Raw genomic sequence first — 22,136 nt, 5'->3', positions numbered from 1 at the left:
ATGAACCGGCGATCTGCGCTGCTGGGTGGGACAACGCTTGCCGCTATCTCAATGTTGGCTAGTTCCCGCCAATCCTCTGCGCAGAGCGCGCGGACGCAATCGGCGTCTCCAAAGCCGCCGACGGATGTGACCAAGGCCGCCAACCGCCGCGTGCTGGAGACGCTTCCCTTCAACGATCGCACGGACTTCGAGGACGCGCAGCGCGGCTTCATCGCCGGCGTTCCGGGCAATGCGCTCAAGGACGAACAGGGGAAGGTCACTTTCGATTTGAAGACCGTTCAGGTACCGACCGAGGGACCTGCTCCCGATGTGATGAACCCTTCGCTCTGGCGCATTTCACAGCTCAACAGCTTCGCCGGCCTCTTCAAGGTCACCGACCGCATCTACCAGGCCCGGAATCTCGATATCGCCAACGTGACGTTCATCGAGGGCGACACCGGCGTGATCGTGATGGACCCCGCCATCGCGACGTCGGCAGCCCGGAATGCCGTCGAACTCTACTTTGCCCATCGGCCGAGAAAGCCGATCACGGCGGTCATCTATACCCATAGCCACGCCGATCATTTCGGCGGCGTCGGAGCTGTCATCTCGCGGGAGGACGTCGCCGCCGGGAAGGTGAAGGTGATCGCGCCCGCAGGTTTTACCGAAGAGGCCGTCAGCGAGAACGTCTACGCCGGCAACGCGATGCTGCGCCGGACGATGTATATGGGGGGCGGCGGACTGGGCCGAGGGCCGGGGGCCGGCCAAACGCTCGGGTCGGCGCTTGGAATCTCCGGCGCCACCGATCCTTTGACCCTCATTACGCCGACGGACTCGATCACCGAGACCGGTCAGAAGATGACGATCGACGGCCTCGAGTTCGAATTTCTCATGGCGCCCGGGAGTGAAGCGCCGAGCGAGATGCACTTCTACATTTCGGCACTGAAGGCGCTGTGCACAGCCGAGAACGCCTGTCATACGCTGCACAATTTCTACACCTTGCGCGGCGCCAAGACACGTGATTCCTCGAAGTGGGTGAAGTACCTGAACCAGACGCTCGAGATGTGGGGCGACCAGGCCGAGGTTCTCTACGCGCCGCATCAATGGCCAGTGTGGGGCAATGCGAACATCCGAAAGCACATTGAGAACTATCGCGACGCCTTCAAATTCATCCACGACCGCTCGCTGCACCTCGCCAACGCCGGCTACACGATGCCCGAGATCGGCGAGCTGGTGAAGCTGCCGCCTGAGCTGGAGAAGAATTGGGCGACCCGTGGCTACTACGGCACCGTCAGCCATGACGCACGTGCGGTCTACAATTTCTATCTCGGCTATTTCAGCGAGAATCCCGCCGAGCTCGAGCCTCTGCCGCCGATCCAGGCAGCGCCCCGCTACGTCGAGCTGATGGGTGGTCCGGAGGCGCTGCTAGACAAGGCGCAGAAGGCCTACGATGCGGGCGACTACCGCTGGGCCGCGCAGATCCTCCAACACCTGGTTCTGGCACAGCCCGAGAACCAGAATGCGCGTTACCTCCAGGCCGATGCCTTCGAACAACTCGGCTACCAGTCCGAAGCGGCGACCTGGCGCAACATCTACTTCGCAGGCGCGCAGGAGCTGAGAGATGGTCTGCCAAAGGAGGCGCCGGGTCTCGCGGCGTCTCCGGACATGGCCAAAGCCCTTCCGATTGAGATGGCCTTCGATTTCCTTGGAATTCAGATCGATAGCGACAAGGCGGCTGGGAAATCAATCACCATCAATTTCGAGGTTGACGGTAAGGAAAAGCGGTCGCTGACGCTACGCAATCGCGTGCTCAATCACTCCAACAAGCCGGCGACCTCGCCTGATCTGACGGTCAAGGGTTCGACCGCGGCCGTCGTAGCAGCGCTGATGAGCGGAAAATCTGGCGAGAATTCAGGACTCAGTTTCGACGGGAACCAGACGGCGCTATCGGAACTATTGGGCCTCACGACCACCCCTCCGTTCTTGTTTCCGATCGTGACGCGCCCGGCTTGGAAGGGATGAGTTCGCACCGCGCAGAGAGGCTCACGATGAGCGCTTTTGAAGGTCCATCCTGGCCGAAGGCGGAGTCTCGAAGGGCCCCAGTCGTATGATTCGAGAACTGACCGAAAGAGGAGTAGCGACGTGGGACGGACCGCGATTGTTCGAGCCATTCTTCAAGCCGGGGCCTGCGCGCTGGCGTGTTTGCAGTTTGTGCAACAGGCGCGTGCCGACGCCGGCGGCGTCAGCTTCTGGCTTCCCGGTATCTTCGGCAGCCTGGCTGCCGCCCCGGTAACGCCCGGCTGGGCGTACTCGACTGTCTACCTGCACCTGCAGGCCAACGCGGGCGCCTCACAGAACTTTGTGACCAGCAACGGTGCGCGTGGGTCCGTGGTAGCCGGGATCGATGCGCACGCTGACGTCCTCGTTCAAGGAATCACCTATACGTCCGCGATGCCCGTACTCGGCGGCCAGGCCGGTTTCAGCGTGCTGGCCGCCCCGGGGAATCTCGGGGTTGGGGTCGATGCAACGCTGACCGGCCCCAGAGGCAACACCATCTCGGGCGGCCAGAGCGATAACCGCACGACCTTATCCGACATCTACTACCAGGGGACGCTGAAGTGGAACCAGGGCGTCCACAATACGATGGTGTACGTGACCGGCAACATCCCAAGCGGCACCTACGATCCGACCCGCCTCGCCAATTTGAATCCCGGATTTCCGGCCATTGATGCAGGCGCGGGCTACACCTACCTGGATCCCAAGAGCGGACATGAGTTCTCGGTAGTCGGCGGCCTGACCTACAGCACTATCAATCCGTACCTGCAGTATCAGAACGGCATCGACTTCCATGTCGACTGGGCGGCCTCGCAGTTCGTGACGAAGAATGTCCACGTCGGCGTAGCCGGCTACTTTTTCCAACAGATAACCGACGACAGCGGCCCCGGCGCGAAACTCGGCGGCTTCAGAGGTAGGGCAATAGGGATTGGGCCTCAGATCGGGTTCATCATTCCGCTGTCCGAGGGATATCAGGGTTATCTCAATCTGCGTGGCTACAAGGATCTGGAAGTCGAAAACCGAGCAAGCACATGGAGCACTTGGGTGACGTTTGCGGTCTCCGCGGCACCACCCGAGAAGACGCCATCCGCGAGCGTAATAAGCCGAAAATACTGAGTTCGCTTTGGTCTGTTTTTGGCCCTTACCGGACCTCACGCAATGTCCGCTTTCGCGACGCTACCGGGAGATCAGCGGACGTAGGGGATTATAAGTCCCTAGGACTGCCTCCAGTGTCTTCCTTGTCACTCCCAAGGGCGACGATCTTCAGTTCTTTGCCAGGAAGTGGCCGCTGCAAGGACTTTGCTTCATCCCACGGCGCACGCAACCAGATGTCCCACTCCTCGGGTGAAGTCAGATTACCGGCATCGCCTTCGGATGAATCGGTTCGACGATCGCGTTGGGACTCGTCGTGAGAAACCCATAGACCTGATGCGGACCCGGAACAGGCTTGGACTTCGTGCCGCGATCGCCGTTGAACGTTGTCCAGATGCCGGCGAATGCAAAAAGCGGCCGCTCTTCCCTCAGCGCGAACCAGACGACATCCTTCTTCTTTGTCTCCGGGTTCGGCTCGGGCGCGTATTCGGCAAAACTGTTGGCGGGCACGAGGCAGCGATGCTCCGGCTTCAGCCAAGCGCGCCAATGCGGCGACGATGTGTTGCGGATGTTCGTCACCGGCGGGCCGCCGGTGCGCGGCGGCGGCGGCATGCCCCAGCGCATCAATGCCATTTCTCGCTCGCCGCCTGCTTCACGGACGACGGGGGCGGGATAGTCTGGAAATACGCCGGGCATCGGCGGCAAGTTGCCTTCGTAGCGCCGGACGACGCGGAACAGTTCGGTGATGGCAGCCTGGTTCGTCGTGATCGAATACCACTCCTTCAGGCACCTCTTCGCGGCCTGGCTGTCACTGACCTTTTTTGATCATGTCATCTATTGGCTGCTTCGTATCTCCCCACATTCGCCACTTCTTAAGTTTGTTGGAAGCGGTGCAGGGTGCGCGGTCGCAAACCAAAGAGTCGTCAGGGGACAGCCTTCTTGCACGGTCCTTGTTCGCAGCCGACGCTGACCTCCCACAATGCGGGCACACCAAGCTGCCCGTCCGACTGGTTGAATTTTATTTTGGGGTAATCAGGAAATTTCTGTGCGCCCCCTGCTTGACCCCATTCGGGCGGCGTTCTCTTCCTGTAGGTCTGCGAACCGAGCTAACTTTGGGTTTTACGGCGACGCTTGTTCAAGCGATCGCCTTTCGTCGCAAATTGACACGTCGGGCAAAGCACTGTCAGAGTAACATCATCGAGACGAAGATTGTTTTGCACCCGCGCCGGATATTCCGCCGCGGGTTTTTTGCGTCTCGATCTTGAATCAACATGGGAATTTGGAGGAATCTTTCAATGCCTGACCCAGCTAATGTCAACCTGTTGTCCCAGAACGCGCTCGCGAGGGCGGCCGCTCGTCGCGCGGTGAAGCAACGCACCTTGACCGAAATTAAGTCCTTGGCACGGACGCACACCGCCCTCGCCATGAGAACTCTCGTGCAGATCATGCGCGACAAGGAAGCCCCGGCCCATGCCCGCGTCGCCGCAGCGAGCCTCATTTTCGATCGAGGCTGGGGCAAGGCGCTGCAGCCGGCGAAGACGGCAAGCCCGTGGAGTTTGTTCACCGCATCGAGCGGGTTATCGTTCACCCCCGCGACAACGTGATCATGGAAGCCCAGATCGAGGAGAGCGCACAGCGCGTGCCGATCAGCGTTCTCGGGAGCCTCGGCGCGATATGCGATTCCGAAGCAGCCTTTGAAGAGCGTTGGCTGAATTCACAGGAGCAGGCATGAGCGACCTACTCCAGAAGCTGCTTCAAGCGCGTCCTGAGCCGGGTCCAGAACCGAAATGGCCGAGGTGGATCGCGGAGGCGCTTGCGTATCAGCCGGAGAGCCCACTGGCAGTGCTGGACCCGCCGCCCAAAGCGGCCTCACCGGAAAGCGAAGAGCGGCGCGACATCCGGATACTAAGTCGAGTATCCGACACTTGAAATGCGAGAGCCCGCGGGATGCCGCGGGCTTCCTTATTGCTGAAACGTTCCGTGCTGCAGGCTTTGCGTTCTTAGAAGAATGTCCGGTTATGAGAACCGAGCGGAAGTCTTTTGGTCGGTCGGAGCACTACCATTCCGTCGTTAGGTGTTTGGAGGCCCTGAGGGATGGACGGGGGGACTACTCTCAAGATTACCTTGGCAGCCAGCCTGAATCCGGTTCAGCTAGCTTTCCGTCAGGTTGGATGAAGTGAAGCTTACGAACATGAATTCGGTCGAAGTCTGCGAACGCTCCTTCGGCCTTTCCATTTGATCCTTTGAAGATGAGGCCAACGGGGAAAGTGCGTAGAAGGCCGTTCACGTCCTTGAGCAAAATCGCGGGGCCGCCGCTACACCCGCTCATATTGAAGCCGAGCGGCGGCATTGCAACACCATCCGCAGCAAACGCCTTTGCTGGATCGTATATGGTAATGATTTCTCGGTCGCTGACTGCGTCGACAATGCCATGCGCACCCCACGCCTCGTGCTCGCGGTGACCGCGCCGAATTACCCTGCGCCGACTATCGAGATAGCCGGCCAAACTCAAACTATCTCCATCTTCTACGTTAATAGGCGGCCAATCCTTTCGACAATCGAATGGTTCAGCCCCCATCGCACGGAGCTGGACCGGATCAATCTCGAAAGTTGCGATGTCAAGCTTGGCGCTCCGCCCAATTAGCGTCGTCTCTGGCCAGACCTGACATTCTCCGATTTGGCATATAGTGCGAGCATCGCTTCGTCGGGCATCGAAATATTGCGCAAGTACATGGTCAGCGGTTACGGCGAAATGCCGTTTCTCGAACCGCAATATGAACGTTGTAGCCCCACGCAACGGACCGTCGTACATCGCCCCTATGTGCCAAAATAGAGGCCGCGCAAGCTTCAACATGTATTCGGAGACCACGGCGGCCGCCTTCATTCCGGCCTCGGGGTATCTCCTTGGACCCGCTTCCGACATTGGTAAAGAATAGAGCGAAGTTCACCCCGACGAAAGTCCGCACTTTGAGGTAACGAACTTGTCGGGTCATATTGGAAGCAATAGCCTCTCGACCGCCCACGACGGGGGAGCGGAGAGCAAAATGCCAGTCAGACACTTGGATCCAGAGCTTTACAGAGGCCGCGCCAACGGCAATGCCAACGCCGATTGGTTCGGTAACAACGCTGCCTTCACGTGCCCCATTTGCGATAAAGTATACCTCACGACCGCCTTTCCACCGAAGTACAAAACAGAGGGACGCGCATGCCCCGCCTGCGGTGGCTCTCGCGCATTTGTCACGGGGGACGCGTTTATCGGCGAAGCTCGCATAGAGTGGGATGAAACCTAGCGCTCACTGCCGTTCTGAAGGGAGTTTCAATATGGATTATCGACAACTTCTGAAGAAATATCTTGCCTTCGTCGCGCAGAAGAATGGCGGCACCCCAATCATGCCGAGAGATGTGGAGCCTCCGTTCGATCGTCGGGACGTCTATGAGCTGATTATCTTGGACGAAGAAGCGCTTGATGAAGCGCGAAGGCCTCCATTGAATACGGTTTGAACTGTGCCAAACGGACCGATCTCGCTCTCCTTCCACTCGTCTGAGAGGAGCGACGGCGAGTGGACGACTGCCTTGCCACGCGGGCGGTCGCCGAAAAGCTATCGCCGCCGCGCGACGGCCACACCAAAGAGAAAGGCGACGAACAGGCTGGCCAGCGGCGCTTCGCGCGTGACTGCCGCGACTGTCGCGAGGGCTCCGCCGGGCCTGCGCGATTCCTCGATCGTCGAGGTCAGGCGGTTGACGGCCGCGTGCAGGCCTCCGGCGACTTCACCGACCGTGCGGGAGACATCCGCCGCCGCATCGATGGCACGCTCGGCCACGCCGGGTTGGGAAGGGGACTGCGGTATCTCCGTGCTCACGCGCGCGACCTCCAATGACCGATGAACAAGGCCGGCACCTTTGGCTATCCGCGCGAGCGCTCGTTTTGAACAGCGGGTCTGACGACCTTTGGCTATCCGCGACAGGCGCCGTCATTAACGGCGGGTGCCGGCCCTTGATTGGCAATTCAGCGCGCATGAATTTGTTCCTGGCGGTATGTCGGCGGCGGCGACCCCGGGAAACGCCGGGCGCGAATCTCTGTTAGGCTGACTGAGCCTTGTTGATGTCAGGAGACAGCCGTGACCGATCAAACCATGATGGATCGAGCCCGGCGCATCGCTTTGCTCGGGGCCCCCATCGACATGGGGGCATCGCAGCGCGGCACCTTGATGGGCCCTGCAGCGCTGCGGACCGCGGGCCTTGCGACGCTGCTCGAAAGCCTGGATCTCGAGGTCGTCGACTACGGCGACCTTTCCGTGGCCGAGATGCGAGACCTCACCGACAGTCCGCCGGACAGGGCCAATCATTACCGCGAGATTCAGCGTTGGACGCGCGTTCTGAGCCGCAGAGGCTACGAGATCGCAAAGACTGGTGCATTGCCGATCTTCCTCGGCGGCGATCACACGTTGTCGATGGGATCGGTCAATGCCATGGCGCGTCACTGGCAGGAGAGCGGACGGGAGCTGTTCGTGCTCTGGCTCGACGCCCATGCCGATTACAACACGCCGGAGACGACGATCACGGCGAACATGCACGGCATGTCGGCCGCGTTCTTGTGCGGCGAGCCCGGCCTCGACGGCCTGCTCGGCGACGAGCCGCGGGCTTCGATCGACCCGGACCGACTCGATCTGTTCGGCGCGCGCTCGATCGACAAGCTGGAAAAAGAGCTGATGCGCGCACGCCGGATCAGGATCGTCGACATGCGCCAGATCGACGAGTTCGGCGTCGCAGTGTTGACCCGGCGCGTCATCGAGCGGGTCAAGGCGCGCAACGGCGTGCTGCATGTCAGCTTCGACGTTGATTTCCTCGATCCATGCGTGGCGCCCGGCGTCGGCACCACGGTGCCGGGCGGAGCGACCTATCGCGAGGCGCACCTGATCATGGAGCTGCTGCACGATTCCGGCGTGGTCGGATCGGTCGACATCGTCGAGCTCAATCCTTTCCTCGACGAACGCGGCCGGACGGCGCGCACCGCCGTCGAGCTGATCGGCAGCCTGTTCGGCCAGCAGATCACCGACCGGCCGACGCCGAGCAACGCCATCGCTCCGGGCGAGTGAAGCGGCGCCGGATCGATGGTGGCCGCCAACGACATCGAGAAGCCTCCGTACTAACGCGCCTGGCCTACGACCGGCAGTATGAGCTCGAAATGACCTCGAACGTCGAGCCTTGGGGTCGGGATTCGGCAAGCACCAAACGGCCCTCATACCTTTCGATGATGGTGCGGCAGATCGCCAATCCCGGTCCAATGCCCGCCGGCCTGGTCGTAAAGAAGGGATCAAACACACGCTCCATGTCCTGCGGGGGCACTCCGGCGCCGGTATCCTGGATAGACGGGTCGGCGCGGCGTGAACATTCGGAGAGGAACATTCCCGCGATTGCCAAGTTTTCCCGATGCCCTTCCCCAAGGGTGACCCCGTATGGCCCCGGCTTGAATGCCCCCCACTATTCCCGCGAGCCGGGGCCTTTTTTTCGAAGCCGCGGCGAGGCGACCGGAAGCCGTGCCGACATCACGGGTTTCGTTGAACAGGTGCGCATATAGGCAAGAGTCATGAAATGGATGCTTGTGGTCCTCGTGGGTGGCGTCGCGCCCGTCAACACCGATCTCGTCTTCGACAAGTTCAGTGACTGCCTGTCCGCGGAGGAGCAGATGCGACAGCATTACTCCGACGCGTTCGAGGCGTGGGACCGCACGGCTGCGGCGCGGATCGACCGGCGCAGGGACTACAAGAAGGCCCGGGATCTCGAAGCAAAGCGGCTTCTGAGCAACGTGGGCACCTGTGTGCCGCACAGTGGGAGCGACCCTGCTGCGCCGGCGGAGCCGTCCAAGCCGCCAACCGCACCTTCACAGCAGCCCGTGGCGCCAGCGCCCTCGCAGCCGGCGCGACCTTAGCGCAGCGCCTTGCCTCACTGATGAGAGCCGCGGTCGCTCGCGTGCGACCGCATTGCGTCACATGACCGGGAAAAACTGGCAACTTTCGGGGGCGCCTCGAGTTGGCAGCGATGAATCCGGGTTCGGAGAGCGAGCATCGTGGACGACGTCTTGAAGAAGGCCACCGAAACCGCCTGGACCGTCTATCGGGCGCGGCATCCCGATGTGGACGCGTCCGACAGTCGGCGATGCCTGCTGGAACGTTACCTGCTCACGAGAAGAGAAGAGCGCCAGAGCGATACCGAAGAACTCGCCAGCTTCGGGATCGCTTACCTGTACCGGCTCCCCAGCGACGAATGTTGACGAGCATGAAAACGCTGGTCGCGCGCGTAGTCCGCGGAAGCACAAGGCCCAGTTGGACGTTGCTCGCGATTTCGTCTCTCATCTCGGCGATCATCGTGATCGCCTTGCGCGTCATCTTCGGAAGTTAGTTTGCGGACGCCACGCCCGACTGCGTCCGGCTAATACAATGGACTGCAGTCCAGCACCTTGATCCTCCCGGCGGCGTCGAACGCCAAGACTGCGCTCATGACACCCGCATCAGTGACGTAGCGGATCACGGTTCTATCGTCTGAAGGATTGAGGTCGTCCAGCGTGCCGGCCGGGCATTTTCGAAGGCGATCGATCCAATAGGCACGAACTGCCTCGCGGCCGGTGATGGTTTGGACGCCACAGCAACCGCAGTGCACCACGGCATCTTCCGAATGAAGTTCCATGATCGCTTCGAGATCGCCGGCGCGGTAGGCATCAAGCCAGTCGACCGCAATGGCCATCGGGTCATAGGAGATGTTTGTCACTTACTGCCGTCCCATCTGATTTAAGCCGCAGGAACCAAATCGAGCAATTGCATTTTATTATTCCACCCGGCCACGGCCATATGCCGAAGGACATAGAGGACCGGGCCGAGGCCAAGTCGATGTTGGACGCATCTGCCAAGCAGGGGATTCTCAAACCCATCCGGCTTGTGCTTGTTGACCGGCAACCGATCGTCCTGCAGGGACTGAAGTCGGTCCTCGGGACACAGCAGGATTTCGAGGTGGTCGCCTCGACCAACGACGGGACGAGCTGCCTCCAAGCCATCAGGATTTTGTCGCCCGACGTCGCGCTCATTGCCGACACCTTGCCGGACCTGACGGCATCCGACTTCCTCGCGATCGCGAAAGCCGAGAAGCTCTCCACGCGGTTGGTGTTCTTTACCGAATCCGAGGGCAGTCCCGATCTGACCGCGGCGATTGCTGCCGGCGCCTGCAGCGCAATCTCGAAATATGCCGCTCCCGGCACGATGCTGCGGTCGCTGCGGCTGATGACGAAGAGTGGCGTGTCGCTGGAGCCGTCCGATCTCGCTCCGGCCGGCAAGCAGGCTAATGGCGGCGGCAAAATCGAGAAGATGCTGGAGCTGCTCACACCCCGGGAGCGTCAGATCGTCCGACTGGTGTCGGAAGGGATGTCGAACAAGGAGATCGCGCGCCGGCTCGACGTGTCCCAGGGAACAGTGAAAGTCCACCTGCACAATATCTTCCAGAAGCTCGAGATCACCAACAGGACGGTGCTTGCGACCATCTCATGGTTGCAGCGGACTTCCGGCTTCAGTGCGCTCGCGCTGGCCTTTCTGGTGTTCGCAGTTGCGGACGAGCTCAAGGCGGCGGATATCGACGACCACCTTGCGCATGACGACGGTCCCGGACATACGGAAGAGTACGCCGGGCATGAGGTCTGGAAGAAGGCCATTCTTGCGCATTTCGTCACCTCGAAACCCAGCGGGACGCTTCCGTTCACGGAAAAGGACTTGCTCGCCAAGGCAAACCAGGCCCCGAGCCCGGCCGTCGCCATGGAAGCGCTGCGCGCGGCGGAGCAATACCTGGGCTCGAAGGTCTGGAAGGACGTCGGTGCTGTTGGATCGGGCACGAGCAACCTACCTGCGCATCTGCTGCAGGCAATCGGCGACGCGGAAATTGGAGAGGGCGCCGTCCTGGCGTATCGAATCCCGCTGCTTGCTTCCCCGTCCGTTCCCGGAGGATACGGCACCTTCGCCGCTGTCGCCGGTGCCTTGATCTACGCACTCAGCGACAATCATCTCACCGCACAGGCGAGTGAGTTGAGCAAAACATCGATCGACAGCTTCCTGGCCGGCCTTGGAGAGAGTGCCACCAAGCAACTGGCCGCGGCCAGCGAGGTCGACGCCAGCCATGCCGGCACTGCGGCCTCGGATGTTCTGTCGCACGATCCTGGTCCGCATCCTGGCTTTGTGACCGCTGCAATGAACGTCATGCAAGACGTCAGCGGGAAGCAGGCGGGCTCGGACGCGACGGGCCACGATCTCCAAGCTCCCAGCGGCCTCGTGGACGCTGGGCACGCGCCGGGCGGAGGGAGCCGCGACCAGATAACGGGCGGCAGCGTTGAAGACATTGTTCATCGCTTCCCGATCGATGCGCATCCTGCGGCTTCCGGCTCCGTCGTGGATGGCGCGTCAGGGCCGGGTCGGCTCAATTTGGCAGCGTTCGGAGGGCTGGCGTGGCTGCATCTGACGGCGGCAGCCAAATCCATTCCGCCCCACACACTCGCCTGGATCTACGACCCCGCAACCAATCAAACGATCGTCTATGTGAACCCGACCGATCGTGTGCTTGATGTCGGCGACCGCGGCCTGCTGGAAGTCCATTTGCAGGGAATCGTATCCGTTGCAGAGTTGGATACCGTTCAGCACATGGAGGGCGGCGTCCACGCCGTCACCTTGGAGCAACTCGAAACGGCGTTGCTATCGGCAGCCGCGGCCGACGAGACTGCGCTGAGTATGAATGTCAGCTACGCGGGTGAGGATGCGCGTGCGCCAGCCAGCGTTTGGAGCGCTTTGGCTGATGACGGCTTGAGTTTCCAATTCACGCAAGTTCGAACCGGCTCCGGAAGGTCGTCAGAGACCAGCACCGTCACGAGCGAGCCGTCGGACACAGCCGAGCAGAGCACCGGTCCGTCCGGAGTCCCGGCTTACGGATCATCGATCGCGCCTGGTCGTAGCGCGACCACTCCAGCCGCGGATAATCTCGCTTTGAAGAGTGACCCGGGCAATTCGAACAGCGGTGCCCCGTCGGCGCAGCAGAGCGACTTTGTCCCACCGGGCTTCGACATCGCCGGCAGCACGGGCCCCGGCAACTCCGAGGCTGCGAAGACAACAGGACCCGGCGCCGAGCACGGTAATTCGGACCATGCGGCTTCGGGCAAAGCAGAAGAAGCAGCCAACAGCGGGAAAGGTCCCGGTGACACCGAGCACGGCCATTCGCAGCACAATGCGGGGCCGGGATCTGCGAAGCCGGCGGACGCAGAGACGACCGAAGACAAGTCAAAGCCCGGCAAAGCCGTCGGGAACGATCATGAACCCCATTCTCGGATGCCCGACGATCCCAAAGGAGCCGAGAAGACCACAGGCCACAGCGACGCTGAGCCCGGCCATTCGGGCCACTCGGTTCCCGGCAAGGAAGCGGAAGCAGGCAACAGCGGCAAAGATCCCGGTGGCACGGAGCATGGCCACTCGCAGCATGCTGCGGGGTCGGAGTCTGCAGAGGTGGTGGCGACGGAGATCGCTGAAGCCAAGCCCAAATCCGGCAACGACGTCGGGAACGACAACGAGCATCACTCCCAGGCTTTGGACGGTTCGCCGAGAGCAACGAAGACGGCAGAATCCGGCGGTGCCGAACACGGCAATTCCAGCCACTCGGCTTCGGCCAAGGGAGCCGACGTCAGCAAACACGTTGCAACCGACACCGCCGTGGTCGACAACGGGCAACGGGCTGCGCATTCCGGTGCAAACGCATGGGACGTCGCGCAGCCGGCATCGGCCGCGTCCAAGTTCGGCGGCACCGAGCAAGTGTTTCGCTTCGATGGCGAGGCACCCCCTTCCTCCCTCGCGCTGGTCGAACCTAAAGAGCTTCCTGCCCCGCACACAGTGTTCAGTCGGGGAGACGACCACAAGATGATCGTCGACGCGATCTCTCATGCGTCGGACGAACACGCGCAGCCCGCCGATCACAGTCCGCATCCCGGCGTTTCGCATGGGTCTCATGATCTGTTGATCTAGAGATCGCCGATTAGCCCAACAAAGAGCGCGCGGCGGAATGGCGCCGCGAACCCCGGGGGATCGTCTACGGCCATCTCGAAGGACGAAGCGTTCGCTCCGGCCGCGGCACGCGACTCGGCGGACGACCTGCCGGGAACCGGGAGGGGCGCTTTCGCGTTAACCTGCGATTGGAAAAACAGCGGATTCCGCCATGACCAATGGTCCCTTTGCCAATTCGATCTCGACCGCCCTCCGCCATCCCGGTGTGATCGCGCTGATCGTGGCAGGCGTGACGATCGCGGCAATGCTGATCGTCGATCACGGCCCGTGGAATCGAGCCAAGACCCAGCCTGCGCATGTTGCGATGTATGCGAACACGGGCGAAGCGGCGCGGGCCGCCGGCGCCAAGGTGCTGCCGACCACCCCGAAATCACCAATCGAGCCGGCGCGGCTGGGACCGAAGACGTCCCCGACCGTAAATCCCGTGACGCCTTAACCGTTCAGCTTTTGCGGTCGTAACTCAGGAGCCCGCCGCTGGCTTTCGGCGGTTGGGCGCGCCGAAACCTTCGTCGAACTCGCTCCAAGGCCCGGCCGCAATTGTTCGGCAAGCGACGCCGCGCCGTGAAGTCCGCTGTCCAGTGGCGAGCGGAAGCATCGCGGCCGTTTTGCGGAAAAGCCCCGTAAAATCAGGTGGGGACAGCCATGATCTTCCCGGAATGGTCGCTGAATCGAACCAGAGTTTGACGTTTTTGGCCACAATCGGAGTCGACGTTCCGGCCATGAAATTTCTGGCCATGATTTCGATTCTGGCGTTGCTCACGATGAGTGGGGCCGCCATTTCCGATCAGCTTCTGACGTCCGGGCAGCACGTCGCGCAAGGGGTGGAATAGCGCGGCGGGCGAAGGTGCTTTTGTCTCTGGGGGGACAGCGATGCTTTCGATAGATCAATTCTTGCGGTTCATCAGCGTGCCGGCCGTATTCGCGGCCTTCATCATCGCCTCGCAGATCTCGGCGGCGCTGTCGCCGGTTTGAAGCGCCGTCAGCGCTCAACCGATCAGCGACGAGCCGAACATTGCGAGGACGGCCAGCGCCATCAGCGCGGTACCGCCCCAGCCCAGCCCGATCAGCCATGACCGGGCGCGGAAGCGCCCCATGATCGCGCGACTGGATACGATCAACATCATCATCGCCATGATGGGGACGGCGACGACGCCGTTGAGCACCGCGCTCCACACCAGCATGTGGATCGAGTCGATGCCGGTGAAGCCGAGGCCGAAGCCGATGATCGTCGCCGCGGCGATGATGGTGTAGAAACCGACCGCCTCGTCGGGCTTGGCCTCCAGCGTAGCCCGCCAGCCGAAGATCTCCGCAACGCCATAGGCCGCCGAACCCGCCAGCACCGGGATCGCGAGCAGCCCCGTGCCGATGATGCCGATCGCGAACAGGGCGAAGGTGAAATCTCCAGCGAGTGGCCGCAGCGCCTCGGCCGCCTCGGTGGCCGAATTGATCTTGGTGACGCCGTTCGCATGCAGCACGGAAGCCGTGGTCAGGATGATGAAGAAGGCGATGCCGTTGGAGAGCAGCATGCCCGAGAAGGTGTCGGTCTTGATGCGGTCGAGCTCGTGGGTGCCGCCGCGCTTGAGCTCGCGCAGCGGCTTGTCGCGCTTGCCCTGGTTCATCTCCTCGACTTCCTGCGAGGCCTGCCAGAAGAACAAATACGGGCTGATGGTGGTGCCGAGCATGGCCACCACCATCATCAGATACTCGGCGCTGAAATTGGCCTTGGGCCACACCGCGGCGAGCAGCGCCGTGCTCCAGGGGATCTTGACGGTGAAGGCGGTGGCGACATAGGCGAACAGCGCCAGGGTGAGGAATTTCAGCACCGGCGAATAGCGGCGATAGGGCAGGAAGACTTGCAGAATGGTCGAGCCCGCCGCGAAGATCAGCGCGTGCTCGTGGTTGAGCCCGCCGATGACGAGCGAGAGCGCTTCCGCCATCGCGGCGATATCGGCGGCGATGTTGAAGGTGTTGGCGGCAACCAGCAGGGCGACGAGGCTCAGCACCGCCCAGCGTGGCGCGACCTTCATGACATTGGCGGCGAGCCCCTTGCCGGTGACGCGGCCGATCTGTGCGCTGACGAGCTGGATCGCGATCATGAACGGCGTGGTGAGAAACACCGTCCACAACAGCCCGTAGCCGAATTGCGCGCCGGCTTGGGAATAGGTGGCGATGCCCGAGGGATCGTCGTCGGCAGCCCCCGTGATCAGGCCCGGGCCGAGCCTTTGCATCAGCGTCGGCGCGGATTTCGTCGGGGTGAGGGCGCTGTCGCTCATGGAAAGGAGACCTCGGTCGGGCGGATTCTCCTAGCAAATGCCATCAGGGGAACAAAAGTTCCTGAGCGCGGGCGTCTACAGTTTCGATAATTCGAAATTTGCCACTATCGCGCAAACCACCCGAGCGAGTTGCCATCGCAGGCCGAGGCCTGGCCGGTGATGACTTGAGGTCGCTTGGTCCAATAGTGGACATAAGGATCGTCACGCCCTTAAAATGAGGCCACGTCCTCAAATGAGTAAGTCGCTCAAAGCGCTGAGTTTACGCGCGAAAATTTAATCTGGAGCCGTATCAAAAGATACAGACTCTTCGTTGCGGCAAGCGTAACGTCAGTCCATCACCGCAAGGCCCGTGGCACGAGATCGGTGATGAGATCGCCGGTTCGCGCTCCCGCCCTCCTCGAGCAAGGGACATGCGCCATGCTGACGCGTCGCCGTTTCAAGCAGACCAAGACACTCAACGAAAGACTGGCCGACGAAGCCACGCGCTGCCGCGAGGAAGCGCGCAGGCTCGCGCCGGGGCGCCGCCGCGAGATGCTGATGCGCCGGGCGCGGCAGGACGAGACCGCGATCCAGATCGACGCCTGGCTGCGCTCGCCCGGCCTGAGGGCGCCGACATGAGCCAGCAATATCGCGCTTGTCTCGTGGGTGAGAACGGTGTCTTCCGCTCTGCTGAAGCGTTCGAGGCCTCGTCCGATGAGACCGCTCTCACCTTCGCGCAGCAGTTCACGCGGCACGGCAAGGTCGAGGTCTGGCAACTCGGCCGCAAGATCGCGGTGCTCAGCTCCGAGCAATCCTGGCCGCCGATCGCCGCGCGATCCCGTCCGGAGATAACGTCTCACTGATCGCGGGACGGCGCTCGCGTGTTGAAGCTCTCGATCACGAACGAGAACGTCACCTGCATGACGGGCCCGCCTGCGTCGCGAACGTCGATCGCCATCTTTCGCTTTGCGCCGGTCGCCGGCGCAGAAATAACGGCGTCACGCGCCATGTCGGCGACCGACTTGGCGGCCTCGGCCTGAACCGCGCGCAGGCTGGACAGCTCCAGCCCTTCCTCGTCGAGCGCCGCGCCGCGCTCGTCGTGTAAATCGAAGTAATATCGCGGCATGTTCATATTCCTTTGCCCTAACAGGCCCGAAACGGGACAAAGGTTTCGCGCGCGCTGAAAAATTCAATGGCGCACAAGGGGTTCCGGGAACACAGGGGCGAAGCGGAGGGGCGAGGCTGCGCCTGCTTGCACGCGTTCTCCCTCATTCCTCCGCGAGCTTGTGCTCGATATAGGCGTCCACCGTCTCGGCAAACGAGCGCTGCACGCCGACCGCGACATCATGCTGGTCGAGGGCATCGCGCTGGAGCACGCGCAGGCCTCGACCGCGGGCGCTGACCGGCGCGGTGTTGAGATATTGATCGATGGCGCCTTTGGCGAGCGGGATGGCCTTGGGATCGCCCCTGGCGATCAGGAGCCTGAGCAGGCTCTGGCATTCGGCCAAACCTGGCATGGGATCAGCCTCTTTACCTTTGCTGCGACTTCGGCTTCGGCCGCTTCACCGGCTGGGTGTGGGTGCCGAACAGCGCCAGCAGGAACGCGACTTCTTCCTTCGAACCGATCTGGATCATGATGATCTCCTTTTCGCTTCGTTGGTCGAGGCCCGGGCATCCGGAGTTCAGGCCAATCGGGTTTCAGCTCTGTTTCAACCGTGTTTCGTCGGGGCATGATGCAGAGAGAGGGCCTGCTTATGTTCACATTTGAACACGGCCAGCGCCGGTTTCCGGACGCTGTTGCCCGCTTCTCGGTTCCTTAACGCGTGCGCCGTAACGTCCCTGCAATTAGAGGGCTTGCGGGAGTATTTGACATGGTCGCGAAGTGCGCGGGATGCGCTGACGGAACGGAGTTGCCGTTCGAGTTCAAGATGGCGTTTCAGCCGATCGTGGACGTCACCGCGCATCGGATCTGGGGCTATGAAGCGCTGGTGCGCGGCCCGAACGGCGAGAGCGCGCATAGCGTGCTCAGCCAGCTCACTGACGATCAGCTTTACCGCTTCGACCAGGCCGCCCGCGTCATGGCGATCGAGACCGCGGGCAAGCTGTTCACGGATCCGCTCGCACGGCTCTCGATCAACTTCATGCCGAATGCCGTGTACGAGCCGCGCGCCTGCATCCAGAAATCGCTGCAAGCCGCGCGGCGCGCCAATTTTCCGGCGGCCAATCTGATGTTCGAGTTCACCGAGAACGAGCGGATGAGCGACCCCGCACATGTCGAGAACATCGTGCGCTCCTACAAGGCGCTGGGGTTCTGGACGGCGCTGGACGATTTCGGGGCTGGCTATGCCGGCCTCGGCCTGCTGGCCCGGCTGCAACCGAACCTGATCAAGATCGACATGGAGCTTCTGCGCGACATTCATCTCAGCCACCCCAAGCAGGTGATCGTGGCGGCGCTGGCGCAGATCGCGCGCGAGCTCGACATCACGGTTCTGGCCGAGGGCGTCGAGAACGAGGCCGAGCTCACCGCGCTGCGCGCCGCGGGCATTGCCCTGTTTCAGGGCTATCATTTCGCCAGGCCGGGCTTCATGTCGCTGCCGACCGTGCGCGGACTGGGACCCACCATCGTGTCACTTGCCGGTTGAGGAGCCCGATCTCAAATCCTCTTCAAAGTTCATCGGACAAAAGCCCGCGTGGATCGCTCCACGCGGGCTTTTGCTTGCCGCTTGCGCAGCCTCCTCCAAAGGTTTGGCGCCGTGACTCCACGATGCCGATTGTCGTCTTTAGTGCATGTGGCCGATCAGATAGACACCGCCACCGAGCACGATCACGGCCGGGATGGCCCAAAGAATAAGTACGGGCATCGCGTCTCTCCCTTAGTTGGTCGTGCAAACCTTGACGGTCTTCATGCCGGCCTCGGCTTCGGACTTCGTCTTGTAGACGGTGTCGCCGCTGACGACCGTCGTTTCCGTGGTCGTCGGCTTCGATTCCGTGATCGTGCACTTCTTGGTCTTCACGTCCTGCACCACGTAGAACGCCTGCGCGAATGCGGGCGCAGCAAATGACGTCAGCACGGCAGCGGTAATGATGGTCTTGATGTTCATCGTGTCCTCCTCCAGCAGCCCGGTGATCCGGATCTGTCCCCTTCAAACTTTCAGAATTGCCACTTGTTCCCGGTCGTTCTCCCTGAACCAACTGCCGCCACCGGCGTTGATGCGCCAAACAGGAGGCTTGGATGCTGGATGTGAGACTCGTGACGACTTCGCTGGCGATGCTGATTGCTCTGATGTCCGTGGCGCTGGCCGAGCCGACGAAGGATCAGGCGCGGCCTGCCGCGCAAGCCGCCAGCGAAGCGCGCCCGATCCGCGTGATCTTGCCCGCGCCCTGGGAGCCCGCCACGGCGCAGGCCGATGCACAGCCGACGAAGTGAGCCGGCTCTCTCCAGTTGCGCGGCACATTCGCCCGCACGCAGCACGAGCCGACCCTTCCGAATTGCTCAATTATCCCGTCATGTCCCGATCGCGCGATATCCGGGTTCCACTGCGTAGGATTGCCATTTCGCCACCGGCGCACGCGCCGTTTTCATCATGACCTTCACCTTGCGTTCATGGCCCTGCCTCTAAACACCCCGCCAGCAAAATGGCAGGTAGGTAGGACCATGTCCTTTGACCCGATGGCCGCTGCGGTCGATTGGCTTGATGCCTACCGCGCCGGCGATCTAGATTCAGTGCTCGGAATGTATGCGGACGACGCGGTGATTCAGTGCGGCTGCGGCGGCCTGAAGACGAGCTCGGGCTGGGAAGGCCTGCGCGCCTATTGGCGCGACCGGCTGACAAATTATCCCGCTTCCAGCCTCGATAATCTTCAGCCGTCGGGGGAGACGGTGCTGGTCTCGTATTTTGCGCGCGGCGGAATCGTCAGCGCGAGCCTGACCTTCGATGCCGACGGAAGGATCGCCGCGCACGTCTGCGGCCCGCAAAATTAGCTGCTACTTGCTGCGTTTCGCCGTGACGGTGCCCAAGGCGATGCCATGCTGCCAGGCGCGCACCCGCACCGCCGCTTCGGTCCGATCGAGCGCGAGGGCGATCTCGTCGGGTCGCCGGCCCGCTTCAGCCATGGTTTTCAGCCGCTCGTGCTCTTGCGCCGTCCACTTCTTCAGCAATGGATAGCGTGATTGCATCGCTTGAGCTGTTCCGAAGGCATCGGGCACGGCCCGAGAGCGACCCCAAGCATCTTCCGGGGCTGACGTGAGGAGAAATGCCGGGGCCGCCAGCGCGCCGACTCAACACGCGCGCTCCGCTATATTCAGTGCCTAACCTCGTCACGTCGCATCATTTGATACGCCTAACGGAGAAAAATCTGCACTGGCCTGAAGCACTTGTGAGGAACCTTTGTCCACTTTGGTACTTAGGAACTCGCCTCTCACAGATAGGTGTGTCGTGTCCGAAACAAGGGAAGCTGAGCCATCACCCCGGCCCCCGCAGCCGGGACCGCCGTGCCCGAAGTGCAACATGCCTTCGCGCTACACCACATCCGTGCTCGACTTGAAGAACGATCGAATGGTGCCGATCTTTCAGTGCTTCGACTGCCGCCAGGAAGTTTGGAGCTGAACGGGGCCACGCGGCCCGAGAGTCCCCCCGGATTGCGGCGGGACATTCGGTCGGGGCTTGCCGAGGCTCAATTCATGCGTTCGCCGAGCTTTCCCATGATGGCGCGCTGATCGCCCGCATAGTCCTCAACGACCTCCTGGGCTTGCTCCGTCCGCCTCGCGTCGATGGCCTCGAGCGTGCGGATGCGCTGCGCGCGGCGCGCGAGCTCGTCATAGTTGGCGGCGACCTTGCGCAACGTCTCCCGCACTTCAGGGATCCTGCAGTCACCGGCCTTGGTGCGGAATTCCTCGGCCCGCATCTGCCAGTACTGCGGAGGATGCATCCTTTCGACGCTCATCGTCATGCCTCAGGGATTGATCGGTTGTTCTCCCGTCAATGGACGATCAGTCGCGGCGTTCCTAAGGGGCGAGTGCGATAGCGGAGGCTTCGTCGGCGGGCGTAGGAAATCACAGCGGGCACATGAAGCCATTTCGCGGAGGCTGCCCAAACGAGAAGAAGTTGCGAACGTTCCTAATTTCGTTCGCTGCACGCGCGGCTTTTGCGAAACACGAGATGCGGCACTCGGCGCCTTCAATTGCTAGAAACCATTTCGAATCTCACTTGTTGTCGCCGGCACATTCACTGCCGGAGGACAAAAAAATGCGACGTCTTACTCTACTTGCCACCACCCTGTTGCTGCTCGGCGCGGTGCAGGCAAACGCCCAGTCCCAGCCTGCGCAAAGCGGGCCGGGCAACAACGCGGTCAACAGCTCCGACCACAACAACTCGAACAAGCCGGTCGAGGGCCGCAACAGCTTCACCGAAGGACAGGCGAAGTCCCGGATCGAGGATGCCGGTTTCTCCAACGTCTCCAGCCTCAAGAAGGACGACCAGGGCGTCTGGCGCGGCAAGGCCGACAAGGCCGGTGCCAAGACCGACGTCAGCGTCGACTTCCAGGGCAACGTCAATCCCGTCAAGTAACGGACAATCACGAGGAAACCGAACAATGACCGTCACCATCTCTCGTCTTTACGACAATTACGCCGATGCCGAACGCGCCGTGACCCGGCTCGAAGGCGCTGGCGTGCCGCACTCCGACATCAGCCTCGTCGCCAACAATTCCGACAATTGGTACGGCTCCCGCTCCGGCAAGGTCGACCGTGATCGCGACGGCGTCGACGACCGCGCCGAAGGCGCGGGCACCGGTGCCGGCATCGGCGCGGGTCTCGGCGGCGCGGCCGGCCTGCTCGCGGGCCTCGGTCTTCTCGCCATTCCCGGGCTTGGTCCGGTCGTCGCGGCGGGTTGGCTCGCCTCCACCGCCGTCGGCGCTGCGGCCGGAGCGGCCACTGGCGGAATCGTCGGCGCCCTGACTGAGGCCGGCGTTTCCAAGGAAGACGCCTCGCGTTATGCCGAAGGCGTTCGCCGCGGCGGCACTCTCGTCACCGCGCGCGTCGCCGACCAGGATCGCGCACGCCTCGATGCGCTCCTCAACGAGCGCGCCGTGAACCTGCAGGATCGCAGCTCGGCTTGGCAGAAGTCCGGCTGGACCAACTTCGATGCAGCGAGCCCGCCGCTCTCGCCGGAAGACGTCGGCCGCGAGCGTGAGCTCTACGGCACGGGCACTCGGCGATAGGCGTTTCCGAACACGACAAAGGCCCCGCCGACGCGGGGCCTTTTTTCGTGGCGGGGCTGATCCATCCGACGAACGATCCAACTTTATCTTAAATGCATATAAGCGGATTCGGCGAAACGAAATCTCTCCGCGCCATGCTGGCACACAAATGTCCTTTGCGGACGCCATCGAGAAAGCTTCGGAGAGATCGCCCATGTACTACGTCGCCGCTGCATTGCTGGTGCTGTCGGGACTGTTCTATTCGGCGAGCCGTCATGAGCTCGGTCAGTTTGGCGCGGACGTGTGCAGCTATGGCGGCACGTTCTGCGACAGCCCGGTGGTCCTGTTCACCGGCGCGGCGCTGGCCGCGGCCTGGGGCATGTTCGTCAGCATCAAGTAGCCGGGTAAACCTCCATCTGGCGGGTTTTGAGACCGGCAACGCGCCGAGCGCTGCGGATCGGCTGTGAGATGCGGGACGTTCGCG

The 22,136-nt window shown here is 62.2% G+C and carries 28 protein-coding genes and 1 pseudogene; 18 read left to right on the top strand and 11 right to left on the bottom strand.

Translation table 11 applies throughout. From position 1 onward, the window contains the following. Positions 1-126: 126 nt before the first annotated feature. Together QRQ56_RS23375 and QRQ56_RS23370 are read left to right on the top strand one after the other, a co-directional pair. Positions 127-2,001 carry an alkyl/aryl-sulfatase gene (locus QRQ56_RS23375; RefSeq protein ID WP_438743291.1) on the top strand — a complete coding sequence of 625 codons (1,875 nt, stop codon included), beginning with the start codon at positions 127-129 and terminating at the stop codon, positions 1,999-2,001. Between the two features lie 120 nt (positions 2,002-2,121). Beyond that, positions 2,122-3,150: a SphA family protein gene (locus QRQ56_RS23370; RefSeq protein ID WP_438743289.1), complete on the top strand. Its 1,029-nt coding sequence runs from the start codon at positions 2,122-2,124 to the stop codon at positions 3,148-3,150. 88 nt (positions 3,151-3,238) lie between these two features. Here the strand turns inward: QRQ56_RS23370 and QRQ56_RS23365 are convergent. Continuing rightward, positions 3,239-3,912, bottom strand: a pseudogene (locus QRQ56_RS23365) (SOS response-associated peptidase). A gap of 509 nt (positions 3,913-4,421) precedes the next feature. Here QRQ56_RS23365 and QRQ56_RS23360 point away from each other — a divergent pair. Further along, on the top strand, positions 4,422-4,730 hold the full coding sequence (locus tag QRQ56_RS23360) for a hypothetical protein (RefSeq protein WP_438743288.1): 309 nt from the start codon (positions 4,422-4,424) through the stop codon (positions 4,728-4,730). Positions 4,731-4,732: 2 nt separating this feature from the next. After that, a complete protein-coding gene (locus QRQ56_RS23355; RefSeq protein ID WP_438743287.1) occupies positions 4,733-4,858 on the top strand; it encodes a hypothetical protein in 126 nt (41 codons plus the stop codon). Between the two features lie 387 nt (positions 4,859-5,245). On the opposite strand, the gene QRQ56_RS23350 is transcribed toward QRQ56_RS23355, so the two are convergent. Continuing rightward, positions 5,246-6,010, bottom strand: a complete 765-nt coding sequence (locus tag QRQ56_RS23350) for a hypothetical protein (RefSeq protein WP_438743286.1) — start codon at positions 6,008-6,010, stop codon at positions 5,246-5,248. Positions 6,011-6,447: 437 nt separating this feature from the next. Between QRQ56_RS23350 and QRQ56_RS23345 the strand changes: the two genes are divergently transcribed. Next, positions 6,448-6,627: a hypothetical protein gene (locus QRQ56_RS23345; protein WP_438743285.1), complete on the top strand. Its 180-nt coding sequence runs from the start codon at positions 6,448-6,450 to the stop codon at positions 6,625-6,627. Between the two features lie 98 nt (positions 6,628-6,725). Here the strand turns inward: QRQ56_RS23345 and QRQ56_RS23340 are convergent, their stop codons facing one another. Further along, on the bottom strand, positions 6,726-6,986 hold the full coding sequence (locus tag QRQ56_RS23340) for a hypothetical protein (protein ID WP_438743284.1): 261 nt from the start codon (positions 6,984-6,986) through the stop codon (positions 6,726-6,728). 258 nt (positions 6,987-7,244) lie between these two features. On the opposite strand from QRQ56_RS23340, the gene rocF reads away from it, so the two are divergent. After that, complete coding sequence (gene rocF, locus QRQ56_RS23335) at positions 7,245-8,222, top strand: arginase (RefSeq protein ID WP_438743282.1); 978 nt, start codon at positions 7,245-7,247, stop codon at positions 8,220-8,222. A 64-nt stretch (positions 8,223-8,286) separates the two neighbouring features. Here rocF and QRQ56_RS23330 read toward each other — a convergent pair whose 3' ends face one another. Then, complete coding sequence (locus QRQ56_RS23330; protein WP_438743281.1) at positions 8,287-8,532, bottom strand: ATP-binding protein; 246 nt, start codon at positions 8,530-8,532, stop codon at positions 8,287-8,289. 181 nt (positions 8,533-8,713) lie between these two features. On the opposite strand from QRQ56_RS23330, the gene QRQ56_RS23325 reads away from it, so the two are divergent. Beyond that, the gene (locus tag QRQ56_RS23325; protein ID WP_438743280.1) at positions 8,714-9,055 is read left to right on the top strand and encodes a hypothetical protein; all 342 of its coding nucleotides are present in this window, start codon (positions 8,714-8,716) and stop codon (positions 9,053-9,055) included. Between the two features lie 138 nt (positions 9,056-9,193). After that, positions 9,194-9,397, top strand: a complete 204-nt coding sequence (locus QRQ56_RS23320; RefSeq protein ID WP_438743278.1) for a hypothetical protein — start codon at positions 9,194-9,196, stop codon at positions 9,395-9,397. A gap of 158 nt (positions 9,398-9,555) precedes the next feature. On the opposite strand, the gene QRQ56_RS23315 is transcribed toward QRQ56_RS23320, so the two are convergent. Continuing rightward, positions 9,556-9,891, bottom strand: a complete 336-nt coding sequence (locus tag QRQ56_RS23315) for a nuclear transport factor 2 family protein (protein WP_438743276.1) — start codon at positions 9,889-9,891, stop codon at positions 9,556-9,558. Here QRQ56_RS23315 and QRQ56_RS23310 point away from each other — a divergent pair. Continuing rightward, positions 9,885-13,163 carry a LuxR C-terminal-related transcriptional regulator gene (locus tag QRQ56_RS23310; protein WP_438743274.1) on the top strand — a complete coding sequence of 1,093 codons (3,279 nt, stop codon included), beginning with the start codon at positions 9,885-9,887 and terminating at the stop codon, positions 13,161-13,163. The genes QRQ56_RS23315 and QRQ56_RS23310 overlap by 7 nt on opposite strands. Positions 13,164-13,353: 190 nt before the next feature. Further along, positions 13,354-13,638 carry a hypothetical protein gene (locus QRQ56_RS23305; protein ID WP_438743273.1) on the top strand — a complete coding sequence of 95 codons (285 nt, stop codon included), beginning with the start codon at positions 13,354-13,356 and terminating at the stop codon, positions 13,636-13,638. Positions 13,639-14,188: 550 nt separating this feature from the next. Here the strand turns inward: QRQ56_RS23305 and QRQ56_RS23300 are convergent. After that, complete coding sequence (locus QRQ56_RS23300; protein WP_438743272.1) at positions 14,189-15,475, bottom strand: NRAMP family divalent metal transporter; 1,287 nt, start codon at positions 15,473-15,475, stop codon at positions 14,189-14,191. 417 nt (positions 15,476-15,892) lie between these two features. On the opposite strand from QRQ56_RS23300, the gene QRQ56_RS23295 reads away from it, so the two are divergent. Continuing rightward, entirely contained in the window at positions 15,893-16,093 is a 201-nt protein-coding gene (locus QRQ56_RS23295) for a hypothetical protein (protein WP_438743271.1), read from the top strand. Next, a complete protein-coding gene (locus QRQ56_RS23290; RefSeq protein ID WP_438743269.1) occupies positions 16,090-16,317 on the top strand; it encodes a hypothetical protein in 228 nt (75 codons plus the stop codon). The genes QRQ56_RS23295 and QRQ56_RS23290 overlap by 4 nt, the downstream gene beginning before the upstream one ends. Here QRQ56_RS23290 and QRQ56_RS23285 read toward each other — a convergent pair. Together QRQ56_RS23285 and QRQ56_RS23280 are read right to left on the bottom strand one after the other, a co-directional pair. Further along, positions 16,311-16,580 carry a DUF6894 family protein gene (locus QRQ56_RS23285; RefSeq protein ID WP_438743267.1) on the bottom strand — a complete coding sequence of 90 codons (270 nt, stop codon included), beginning with the start codon at positions 16,578-16,580 and terminating at the stop codon, positions 16,311-16,313. The two genes, QRQ56_RS23290 and QRQ56_RS23285, sit on opposite strands and share 7 nt — an antisense overlap. A gap of 142 nt (positions 16,581-16,722) precedes the next feature. Beyond that, positions 16,723-16,971 (bottom strand): hypothetical protein, encoded by a 249-nt coding sequence (locus tag QRQ56_RS23280; protein ID WP_298243782.1) that lies wholly within the window; start codon positions 16,969-16,971, stop codon positions 16,723-16,725. A 354-nt stretch (positions 16,972-17,325) separates the two neighbouring features. On the opposite strand from QRQ56_RS23280, the gene QRQ56_RS23275 reads away from it, so the two are divergent. Further along, the gene (locus tag QRQ56_RS23275; protein WP_438743265.1) at positions 17,326-18,096 is read left to right on the top strand and encodes an EAL domain-containing protein; all 771 of its coding nucleotides are present in this window, start codon (positions 17,326-17,328) and stop codon (positions 18,094-18,096) included. Positions 18,097-18,327: 231 nt separating this feature from the next. On the opposite strand, the gene QRQ56_RS23270 is transcribed toward QRQ56_RS23275, so the two are convergent. Continuing rightward, a complete protein-coding gene (locus tag QRQ56_RS23270) occupies positions 18,328-18,555 on the bottom strand; it encodes a hypothetical protein (RefSeq protein WP_438743263.1) in 228 nt (75 codons plus the stop codon). A 131-nt stretch (positions 18,556-18,686) separates the two neighbouring features. Here QRQ56_RS23270 and QRQ56_RS23265 point away from each other — a divergent pair, with 131 nt between their 5' ends. Together QRQ56_RS23265 and QRQ56_RS23260 are read left to right on the top strand one after the other, a co-directional pair. Beyond that, a complete protein-coding gene (locus tag QRQ56_RS23265; protein ID WP_438743261.1) occupies positions 18,687-18,881 on the top strand; it encodes a hypothetical protein in 195 nt (64 codons plus the stop codon). Positions 18,882-19,124: 243 nt separating this feature from the next. After that, positions 19,125-19,436, top strand: coding sequence for a nuclear transport factor 2 family protein (locus QRQ56_RS23260; protein ID WP_438743259.1), 312 nt, complete (start codon positions 19,125-19,127; stop codon positions 19,434-19,436). A 3-nt stretch (positions 19,437-19,439) separates the two neighbouring features. Here QRQ56_RS23260 and QRQ56_RS23255 read toward each other — a convergent pair whose 3' ends face one another. Together QRQ56_RS23255 and QRQ56_RS23250 are read right to left on the bottom strand one after the other, a co-directional pair. Beyond that, on the bottom strand, positions 19,440-19,661 hold the full coding sequence (locus QRQ56_RS23255; protein ID WP_438743257.1) for a hypothetical protein: 222 nt from the start codon (positions 19,659-19,661) through the stop codon (positions 19,440-19,442). Between the two features lie 467 nt (positions 19,662-20,128). Next, entirely contained in the window at positions 20,129-20,398 is a 270-nt protein-coding gene (locus QRQ56_RS23250; protein WP_438743255.1) for a hypothetical protein, read from the bottom strand. 302 nt (positions 20,399-20,700) lie between these two features. On the opposite strand from QRQ56_RS23250, the gene QRQ56_RS23245 reads away from it, so the two are divergent. The 3 genes from QRQ56_RS23245 to QRQ56_RS23235 all read left to right on the top strand — a co-directional run bounded on the left by QRQ56_RS23245 (position 20,701) and on the right by QRQ56_RS23235 (position 22,052). Then, a complete protein-coding gene (locus QRQ56_RS23245; protein ID WP_438743253.1) occupies positions 20,701-21,021 on the top strand; it encodes a hypothetical protein in 321 nt (106 codons plus the stop codon). 25 nt (positions 21,022-21,046) lie between these two features. Next, positions 21,047-21,673 carry a hypothetical protein gene (locus tag QRQ56_RS23240; RefSeq protein ID WP_438743251.1) on the top strand — a complete coding sequence of 209 codons (627 nt, stop codon included), beginning with the start codon at positions 21,047-21,049 and terminating at the stop codon, positions 21,671-21,673. Between the two features lie 193 nt (positions 21,674-21,866). Next, a complete protein-coding gene (locus QRQ56_RS23235; RefSeq protein ID WP_438743249.1) occupies positions 21,867-22,052 on the top strand; it encodes a hypothetical protein in 186 nt (61 codons plus the stop codon). Positions 22,053-22,136 lie beyond the last annotated feature (84 nt).

It is taken from the genome of Bradyrhizobium sp. U531, from assembly GCF_051710265.1.
Taxonomy (GTDB): Bacteria; Pseudomonadota; Alphaproteobacteria; order Rhizobiales; family Xanthobacteraceae; genus Bradyrhizobium.
The sequence above is the reverse complement of the archived record's forward strand: the minus strand, read 5'-3'. Positions and strand labels throughout refer to the sequence as shown.

What these genes read in the sequence shown, in the direction of transcription:
- QRQ56_RS23360 (WP_438743288.1), top strand. Translation starts at nt 4,422, where the DNA reads ATGCCTGACCCAGCTAATGTCAACCTGTTGTCCCAGAACGCGCTCGCG.
- QRQ56_RS23355 (WP_438743287.1), top strand. Translation starts at nt 4,733, where the DNA reads ATGGAAGCCCAGATCGAGGAGAGCGCACAGCGCGTGCCGATCAGCGTT.
- QRQ56_RS23350 (WP_438743286.1), bottom strand. Translation starts at nt 6,010, where the DNA reads ATGAAGGCGGCCGCCGTGGTCTCCGAATACATGTTGAAGCTTGCGCGG.
- QRQ56_RS23345 (WP_438743285.1), top strand. Translation starts at nt 6,448, where the DNA reads ATGGATTATCGACAACTTCTGAAGAAATATCTTGCCTTCGTCGCGCAG.
- QRQ56_RS23330 (WP_438743281.1), bottom strand. Translation starts at nt 8,532, where the DNA reads ATGTTCCTCTCCGAATGTTCACGCCGCGCCGACCCGTCTATCCAGGAT.
- QRQ56_RS23325 (WP_438743280.1), top strand. Translation starts at nt 8,714, where the DNA reads ATGAAATGGATGCTTGTGGTCCTCGTGGGTGGCGTCGCGCCCGTCAAC.
- QRQ56_RS23305 (WP_438743273.1), top strand. Translation starts at nt 13,354, where the DNA reads ATGACCAATGGTCCCTTTGCCAATTCGATCTCGACCGCCCTCCGCCAT.
- QRQ56_RS23300 (WP_438743272.1), bottom strand. Translation starts at nt 15,475, where the DNA reads ATGAGCGACAGCGCCCTCACCCCGACGAAATCCGCGCCGACGCTGATG.
- QRQ56_RS23295 (WP_438743271.1), top strand. Translation starts at nt 15,893, where the DNA reads ATGCTGACGCGTCGCCGTTTCAAGCAGACCAAGACACTCAACGAAAGA.
- QRQ56_RS23290 (WP_438743269.1), top strand. Translation starts at nt 16,090, where the DNA reads ATGAGCCAGCAATATCGCGCTTGTCTCGTGGGTGAGAACGGTGTCTTC.
- QRQ56_RS23285 (WP_438743267.1), bottom strand. Translation starts at nt 16,580, where the DNA reads ATGCCGCGATATTACTTCGATTTACACGACGAGCGCGGCGCGGCGCTC.
- QRQ56_RS23280 (WP_298243782.1), bottom strand. Translation starts at nt 16,971, where the DNA reads ATGCCAGGTTTGGCCGAATGCCAGAGCCTGCTCAGGCTCCTGATCGCC.
- QRQ56_RS23275 (WP_438743265.1), top strand. Translation starts at nt 17,326, where the DNA reads ATGGTCGCGAAGTGCGCGGGATGCGCTGACGGAACGGAGTTGCCGTTC.
- QRQ56_RS23270 (WP_438743263.1), bottom strand. Translation starts at nt 18,555, where the DNA reads ATGAACATCAAGACCATCATTACCGCTGCCGTGCTGACGTCATTTGCT.
- QRQ56_RS23265 (WP_438743261.1), top strand. Translation starts at nt 18,687, where the DNA reads ATGCTGGATGTGAGACTCGTGACGACTTCGCTGGCGATGCTGATTGCT.
- QRQ56_RS23260 (WP_438743259.1), top strand. Translation starts at nt 19,125, where the DNA reads ATGGCCGCTGCGGTCGATTGGCTTGATGCCTACCGCGCCGGCGATCTA.
- QRQ56_RS23250 (WP_438743255.1), bottom strand. Translation starts at nt 20,398, where the DNA reads ATGAGCGTCGAAAGGATGCATCCTCCGCAGTACTGGCAGATGCGGGCC.
- QRQ56_RS23245 (WP_438743253.1), top strand. Translation starts at nt 20,701, where the DNA reads ATGCGACGTCTTACTCTACTTGCCACCACCCTGTTGCTGCTCGGCGCG.
- QRQ56_RS23240 (WP_438743251.1), top strand. Translation starts at nt 21,047, where the DNA reads ATGACCGTCACCATCTCTCGTCTTTACGACAATTACGCCGATGCCGAA.
- QRQ56_RS23235 (WP_438743249.1), top strand. Translation starts at nt 21,867, where the DNA reads ATGTACTACGTCGCCGCTGCATTGCTGGTGCTGTCGGGACTGTTCTAT.